We start from the raw sequence: 7,137 nt of genomic DNA, 5'->3' as shown, positions 1-7,137 counted from the left end.
GTAGATAAACGTAAAATCAATCTTCTTTTTCTTAAGATGCTGGGCGAGGTAATAAAGCGGGGCGACGCCGATACCTCCTGCAACGATCAAACTCTTCCCCCGATTCTTCACCTTCACACCGTTGCCATAAGGACCGAGAATTGTCAAATTCTCTCCTGCACGCTTCCTGCTCAATAGAGCCGTTCCCTTACCGACAACCCTGATTATCAACAGCAGTTTGCCGCGGCGGTAAGAAGCGACGCTTATCGGCCGATTCAAAAACGGATCGAGGTTATCATTTACCCGCACCTGAAAAAACTGGCCGGGCAGGGGAGAAATCCCCGGCAGATGTAATTCCAGGCCGAACGTCTCTCTGTTATACCATTCTTTTTTGCCGATTATCACCTTTCTGATCATCAAGCCCTAAAGATATCTGAACCCTCATTCATCGAGTTCTTCACCATTCTTTTTTTCCAGCACCTTCTTTACACTAAGGGCATACGTGGAACCAGGATATCTGCTCAGTATTCTGGAAGCAGTGAGGTCTGCCAGACTGTCGTTTTTAAAGATATTACGGGCAATCCAGAAATGGGCATAAAGCGCCTTCGGCGCCCATTTGCTTTCCGGAAAATCCGTGTATACCTTTTCATACTCAACGACTGCTTTTTCCGGTTCTCCCAGATCGACGAAATATATTTCTGCAAGAAGAAACTGTGAACGGTCGGGCTTCTCAGTCTCTGACGTAAGGGTGTTGAGCCTTCTTAAAATATCCGCCATCTTCTTCGCCTTCACCCCATAGGTACCGGTGACTGACCTGTTCATAGAGGAATCATAATAAGCGATCGCTGTCTCAAGGCTGTCTTCATTTCGATAAAGTTCAGCGAGTTTATAGAACGCCTGGGCGGCGAAATCAGGATTAAGGGTGCTGATCGCCACTTCCAGATATATCTCTTTCGCCTCTTTGATATTACCGAGTTTTGTATACAGATCTCCGAGAATACTCCTGAACTCCGGATTATGTTCTCCCTCAAGAAAATCCTTACATCGTGAAAATTCACCCATCTGAAGATATATCTCGGCGATCTTCAACTTCAGTTTTTTCTGCTCTTCGGGAAGCCGCACCAGTGAGAGAAGTTCATTAAAGGTCGCAAGCGCATCAGTATACAATTTCTGGGCATATTGGGCGTCACCCATAAGTTGAAGCAACCAGCGTTTTTCTTTGGTGTCAAGACGCTCTTTCAACAGCTTCTGGATTGTTTCGGCTAAAGAAGCATAATCCTTCTGCTGAAAATAGACATAGCTCAAAGCAATCATCGCCTTGATCCTGTAATGTTTTGAGCCGGCGGCTTCTTGAAGTGCAATTATCGCGGGACCGTATTTCCGCTGTTTGTAATAAGCTAATCCTTTGTAGTAAAGGGCGTCATCATAAAATTTGGAACCGGGATAGTTCAAGCATAGAAAATCCAGTTTTTCAAGCGCCCGGGAATAATCACCTTTATAATAATAAGAAGCTCCCATCATAAAGAGTGCGTCATCCACATACCGGGAGTCGGGATATTTCACAATCACCGCAGTGGCTTTTTCTATCGTCTTATCGAAAAATTCGGAATCAACCTTGAGTGTATCATTAACGACCAGCTTCATTCCCTGTCGATAATAGTTCTGGGCGTTGTAAAATGTATTGAAGTAAGCACAACTACACAGCAGCCCGACCGACAGAATCATTATCTTCTTCATCAAGAACCTGCTGTATTCGTCATCGGACTCCACTATTTTTTGATTCCCACCTGAACATCTCTGAAGCGGGCGGGCACAGTGCCGTGTCCGACAAAAGCGGTCTGTCCCGGCTCACCCTTTCCGCAATTGGGTACGCCGAAAAGCTGCCAGCTCTTTTTATCACCGAAGGCGTCACAACTGTTCCAGAAACGAGGGGTGATGTCGGCATAGAGCGGGTTCTTGTAAACCTCGGTCAACTTTCCATTCTCAATCTTTCGTGCAAGTTCGCAACCGAACTGGAAATTCAACCGTTTATCATCGATCGACCACGATTTGTTCGTCGTCATAAAGATACCGCTGTCAGTATCGGCGATCATATCTTCAAAGCTCCAGGTACCGGGCACCAGGTTGATATTGGTCATTCTGATAAGAGGAATTCGATTCCATCCGTCCGCACGCATGGCGCCGCTCGACCGGCTGTTGACAATCGGCGCGGTCTCCCGCGAACTCAGGTAACCGACGAAAATCCCGTTCTTCACAAGATAAACCTTTTGACCGGGAACCCCTTCATCGTCCCAGCCGAATGTACCGAGTCCGCCGGGGGTTGTGGCGTCGGCGACGATATTCACCACCTCTGAACCGTATTTGAACTTATTCAGCTTGTCCGTCGTCAAAAAACTCGTCCCGGCGTAAGACGCTTCAGTCCCCAGAACACGATCCAGTTCAGTCGGATGGCCACAGGATTCATGGGTCTGCAGAACCATCTGTTCAGCGTCGAGAATAAGGGTCGTCTTCACGTCCGGACACGGCTTTGCTTTCAACAGCATCAATACTTCTTCCCTGATCCGTGCCGCATTCTCAAGAAACTTCAATTTCTGAATGAATTCGTATCCCGCCTGATTATAATTTCCATAAGAACGCGACTGCATCTCTCCATCTTCCATTGCAAAAACCTTCAGACTGCCTCCGGAAAAGACCATCTTCTGTTTTATAAGAGCTCCTTCGGTCGAAGCAAAATGTGTCTTGACCCTCTTGAATCTCATAAATCCGGTCCTGACCTTGATCCTTTTGTCCTCAGCCATGATTCTGTCGCAAGCCATCAGCAGGTCGAGTTTTTTATCCAGGGCGACGTCCATAGGATTTTCCTTAAGCATTGTGGTATATGTTCCTTTCTGAGGTTTCAGCGGAGAAAGAAAGAATGTTTTTGACTTAACCGTTGCCGAAGCACGGGCGATCTTCAGGGCATCGTTTGTCACTCTATCCGCCTCGCTTTTTTTAATGATATTTGAGGAAGAAAAACCCCAGGCAGAATCTTTTAAAACCCTGACCCCGAAACCGCTGTCTGAAATGTGCGAGATCGCCTCGATGACACCGTTTTTAAGAACGATTATCTCAACCTCCTGCTCAACAAATCTTACGTCACCGTAATCAACTCTTTTTGTCTTTAAATTGTCAATAATTCTTTTTAGAAATTGCTCCATGTACTCTCCTTAATTGTAAATATATCCGATTTTTATGGAAAATCAAGGTTTATATCTCTCGCTTACCTCAAGGGAAAGACTAAGGTGAATGTCGTGCCCTCACCCTTTTTGCTCTTAACACTTATCCTGCCGCTGTGGAGCTCAACGATCTTCTTTACATAGGCGAGTCCCAATCCCATGCCTTCTTCTTTCCTGGAATAAAATGGATTAAAAATCTTATCCAGCTCCTCTTTTTCAATCCCGACGCCGTTATCAGCCACAGACAGCACAACCACTTCATCCTCAACACCGGCGTTGATCTCAATCCTTCCTTTGCCGGTTATCGATTCAACACAATTCTTCAACAGATTGGCAACCGCCATAAGCAAAAGTTCATAGTCACCCCTGAAATCCGGGATGTCGACCATTATCTCCTTTTCGACCGCTATTCTTTCAGGAATGGAAGTCCGTTTAAGGGCGTCGTCTATCAGCTGTTTCATATCAATCCGGCTGAAATCCGGTTTGAGCGGTCGGGAGTATTCAAGAAGTCTGTTGATCAATTCCTCCATTGTACGGCATTCATCAATAATATCGGACGCCGGCCGCTTACCTTTTTCAATCAGGCGCGCCAGTCCGGTAATCGCTCCAATGGAATTTCTGAATTCGTGGGCGATATAAGCGGAAAATTCAATCAGTGTTTCTTCTTTTGACTTCATCTTCTTGAACATCTCATTGAATGTTCTGGAAACAAAATCCTCTCTTTGCATTTCAACGCCCAGTTCTTTCGCCAGATTCGCTACATAGCGCATGGGCAGGAACAGATTACGAATCAGAAAAATCCCCAAGAATCCGATAAAGAGCAGTGAGAGTGTTATATAAAAAATATGCCATTTAAACAATCGATCAAAGGCTGCGGTATAAGGAGAAAGGAAGGTGGTATAGAAGTAGAAAGGAGGGGCTTCATTATGATAAAGAAAAGCGTCTTTCTGATGAAGCACTTCTGCAGGACCAGGCAGCCTTTTGAATTCCACGGTGAAATCAACCCTCTCGTTCGTCGTCGTAAAATCCAAAGGAAGTCTTCGTGAGTCATAAATAACCATACCCAGGGTATCGGTAATAATAAGATCCCGTAATTCAAAACTGTTTCCTAAATTTCTAAGTAATGAATTGAGTTCTTTTCCTTCATAAGTGCGGAGATAATAAGAACAGAGACCGGCGATCCTGGTAATCCTGTTGTGTTCAAAAATGATGAACTCATTCCTGAACTGGATGCTGATGTAGAAATTGACGATTGCAAGGAATAGAATTAATGAGATGAAGACGATTGAAATTATACTGATATTTTTCGGATAAGAGCTCTTCACCGAATAATCGTCATCCTGCCTTTGTTCCGCTCTATCTTGTCACCCTCTGTTTCAATCACATACAGATACATTCCACTGACGACATCCTCTCCTTTTTCATTCTTCAAATCCCAGAATGCGCGCCGTGAAAAACGGTCGATCTCTAAGGGTTCGGAATCGAGCACCCTTACCCGTTCTCCGGCGATGTTGTAAATAATGACTTTGAACTCCGGATAACTCTGCCCGAGTTCCACGGTATCAGAAGGCACATAGCTAATGATGACCTTCCTGCCCCAAGAAGGTTCATCATTTATCCTGAAGGGGTTGGGATAAGAATAGACCCTGCCCAGAAGCACGGGCGTCACCCAGAAAGAGACATTCATATTCGAAGAGGCCGGCCCTATGTCATAGACCCAGACACCGGTGGGATTTCCGTCATAGTCAAAACTCGCCGGCCTGGACGTGTCACCGAAACCATAACTGGAATTCTGCCAGAGATCGGCGCCGACTCCCCTGTCAGGAAGGAGAAAACTCTCATCACCGTCTGCCTGCATCACTCCGACAAGAGGATGACTTTCATTGTCATTATTCAGACGCGTATCGTCAATATGTAAAATGAGCAATCCGTCACCCGGAAGTCCGCGGTCGAATCCAATGCGGTACCTGTTTTCAACAAGAAAGTACTCTCCGGTTCCGCCCGACCAGTTCCAGTCAGGACCGTCCGGGTCTTCTAAGAGTCTGTATGCCACAGCATTAGCGCCAGCACAGGCAACCGACTCATTCTCCCGTTTTGAAACACCGATGCGGTCCACTGTTACGGGTGAAACAAATCCCAGTTGGTACTTTGACCACGCGCAGAAATGAGTGGGTGAAGAACCGGGAAGGTCACTGCTGCTTGCCCGACCCCAGGAACCCGCCGCCATAAGACCGAACATACCTATTCCATACGTGGAGCCGTCACGGTCATAAAGGTCAGGCAATCCAAGCACATGGCCGAACTCATGGGCGAACACCCCCACCGTGATCCTGCCGCCGGGTGACGAAACCAGGGTCTCTGGTTCCATTGAATAGAAATCAACGTCCACACCGTCGTCTGTATGGTACGGACCAGGACAGCCTGTACCCGTATTGGAAAGCTGCCACTGGTGTGACCACACCTGTGACGGGTCTCCGGTCTCTTCTGCACCAGGACCCGCATGCACGATAAACAATGCATCCACAACACCGTCGCCGTCTTTATCAAAATCAGCGAAATTCACCTGAGGGTCGGCAAGGCTGCACGCTGCAACGACAATCCCCTGCACATTATTGGGATAATTCCCCGGATACAATCCAAAGCTGTCTCCGATGTAATAGGAATAATCCTGGGGCGCCCTGAGCCACTGGGTGATGACACTGCTCTTGCTGATTGTAAATTTTCCATAAGAGACTTCAGTATAATAATCCCTTAATGAATTCTGGGATTCACCGTAAATGAGTGAATCGAATTGAGCCGCCTGACAGGTATGCTGATTATCATTGAAATCGATCAGAATCACCAATGCCTTTTTCTCACCAGTGGGGTTCTCGATTCTTCCTGGTCCTCTGTTCATCAGGGCCGGGAATTTCGGCTGGATAATCGGCTTTTTCGTATCGGCGTAAGGATTGGGCGGCATACATATAAGAGTCAGGATAAGTAATACCATATGAAATTATATTGATGCAGAACAAAATGTCAATGCTCGACAATGGGAAAATTTTTACCCACTTTGAGTAATTTTTTTCCGACAGGGCTTGTTTTCCGAAAAAAAGTTCCGTAATTTAAAAGAATTTTATCGAAATTCTGGCATAAATCTTGCATTATAATATAAGTGATGAATGGAGGTAATTATGGGAAAAATTCTGAAACCCACAAAACGTCCGCATAATCCTTCTGGTTTTACTTTAATAGAACTGATGGTCGTCGTTATCATCATCGGAATAATCTTACTTCTTGTCGTTCCGAATTTCGCCCAGATGCAGCGAAAGGCACGTATCCGCGCCGGTGCCCAGGCGATCGCCCAGGATTTCAGACAGATCCGGGAAAGGGCTCTGTCGATCAGTCAGGAATTTGAAATCGTCAGCCCCAATGACCGGCAGTATGAAGTGAGAAATCCTCTCGGTGATACGATACGATATAAACTCGGTCAGACGACCGGCGGCAATCTTCGTTTTGCCACGACAGGTGGTGTACCCCAGGCGCCTGGCGGAAACGGCCCACCGCCGATAGGTGGCTGGGATTTTCCTGGAGGCAGTCTGAAATTCCGCGGCCGGGGTGATGCGACAAACGGAGTGATCTATATTACTGACGGAAGCAATAATTTTGCGATTCATGTCAATTCACTCGGAAACGTAAAAGTCTATCGTTATGAAAACGGTTCATGGACCGGTATCTAATTAAATGAACCAAGGAGGATACATGAAAACATTTTCCGGAATTAAAATCAGAGGATTGAAGACACAGAGTACTACACCAGCCCGACATCCAAAAGGTTTTACCCTTGTCGAGATTCTTGTTGCAATAGTCATTCTGGCGGTCGGTATTCTCACAGTAAGTCAGATGACGGTTCTGGGAATGAAAACAACTGCAGTGGTAAAACAACATATGGAAGCGAGGGAAG

General features: G+C 46.2%; 7 protein-coding genes. 2 read left to right on the top strand and 5 right to left on the bottom strand.

The window, feature by feature from the left end; all coding sequences use genetic code 11:
• The 5 genes from ENI34_06475 to ENI34_06455 all read right to left on the bottom strand — a co-directional run.
• Positions 1–396: dihydroorotate dehydrogenase electron transfer subunit (locus ENI34_06475; GenBank protein HEC78771.1), on the bottom strand; the 396-nt coding region annotated here is incomplete at its 3' end.
• Between the two features lie 24 nt (positions 397–420).
• On the bottom strand, positions 421–1,716 hold the full coding sequence (locus ENI34_06470; protein HEC78770.1) for a tetratricopeptide repeat protein: 1,296 nt from the start codon (positions 1,714–1,716) through the stop codon (positions 421–423).
• 32 nt (positions 1,717–1,748) lie between these two features.
• Positions 1,749–3,176 (bottom strand): TldD/PmbA family protein, encoded by a 1,428-nt coding sequence (locus ENI34_06465; GenBank protein HEC78769.1) that lies wholly within the window; start codon positions 3,174–3,176, stop codon positions 1,749–1,751.
• A gap of 62 nt (positions 3,177–3,238) precedes the next feature.
• Positions 3,239–4,519, bottom strand: coding sequence for a HAMP domain-containing histidine kinase (locus ENI34_06460; protein HEC78768.1), 1,281 nt, complete (start codon positions 4,517–4,519; stop codon positions 3,239–3,241).
• The gene (locus ENI34_06455) at positions 4,516–6,183 is read right to left on the bottom strand and encodes a M6 family metalloprotease domain-containing protein (protein ID HEC78767.1); all 1,668 of its coding nucleotides are present in this window, start codon (positions 6,181–6,183) and stop codon (positions 4,516–4,518) included. Before ENI34_06455 ends, ENI34_06460 begins: the two co-directional genes overlap by 4 nt.
• A 172-nt stretch (positions 6,184–6,355) precedes the next feature.
• Here ENI34_06455 and ENI34_06450 point away from each other — a divergent pair, with 172 nt between their 5' ends.
• Together ENI34_06450 and ENI34_06445 are read left to right on the top strand one after the other, a co-directional pair.
• Positions 6,356–6,913 carry a prepilin-type N-terminal cleavage/methylation domain-containing protein gene (locus ENI34_06450; GenBank protein HEC78766.1) on the top strand — a complete coding sequence of 186 codons (558 nt, stop codon included), beginning with the start codon at positions 6,356–6,358 and terminating at the stop codon, positions 6,911–6,913.
• Positions 6,914–6,917: 4 nt separating this feature from the next.
• Positions 6,918–7,137 (top strand): prepilin-type N-terminal cleavage/methylation domain-containing protein (locus ENI34_06445; GenBank protein HEC78765.1); only part of this gene is annotated, 220 nt, incomplete at its 3' end.

Source organism: candidate division WOR-3 bacterium (assembly GCA_011052815.1).
GTDB lineage: Bacteria > Hydrothermota > Tepidihabitantia > SM23-42 > SM23-42 > DRIG01.
This window is presented reverse-complemented; position numbering and strand designations above follow the sequence as displayed.

Bases quoted from the DNA above. Each gene is read 5' to 3' on its own strand.
- ENI34_06465 (HEC78769.1), bottom strand. From the start codon at position 3,176: ATGGAGCAATTTCTAAAAAGAATTATTGACAATTTAAAGACAAAAAGA.
- ENI34_06450 (HEC78766.1), top strand. From the start codon at position 6,356: ATGGAGGTAATTATGGGAAAAATTCTGAAACCCACAAAACGTCCGCAT.
- ENI34_06455 (HEC78767.1), bottom strand. From the start codon at position 6,183: ATGGTATTACTTATCCTGACTCTTATATGTATGCCGCCCAATCCTTAC.
- ENI34_06470 (HEC78770.1), bottom strand. From the start codon at position 1,716: ATGAAGAAGATAATGATTCTGTCGGTCGGGCTGCTGTGTAGTTGTGCT.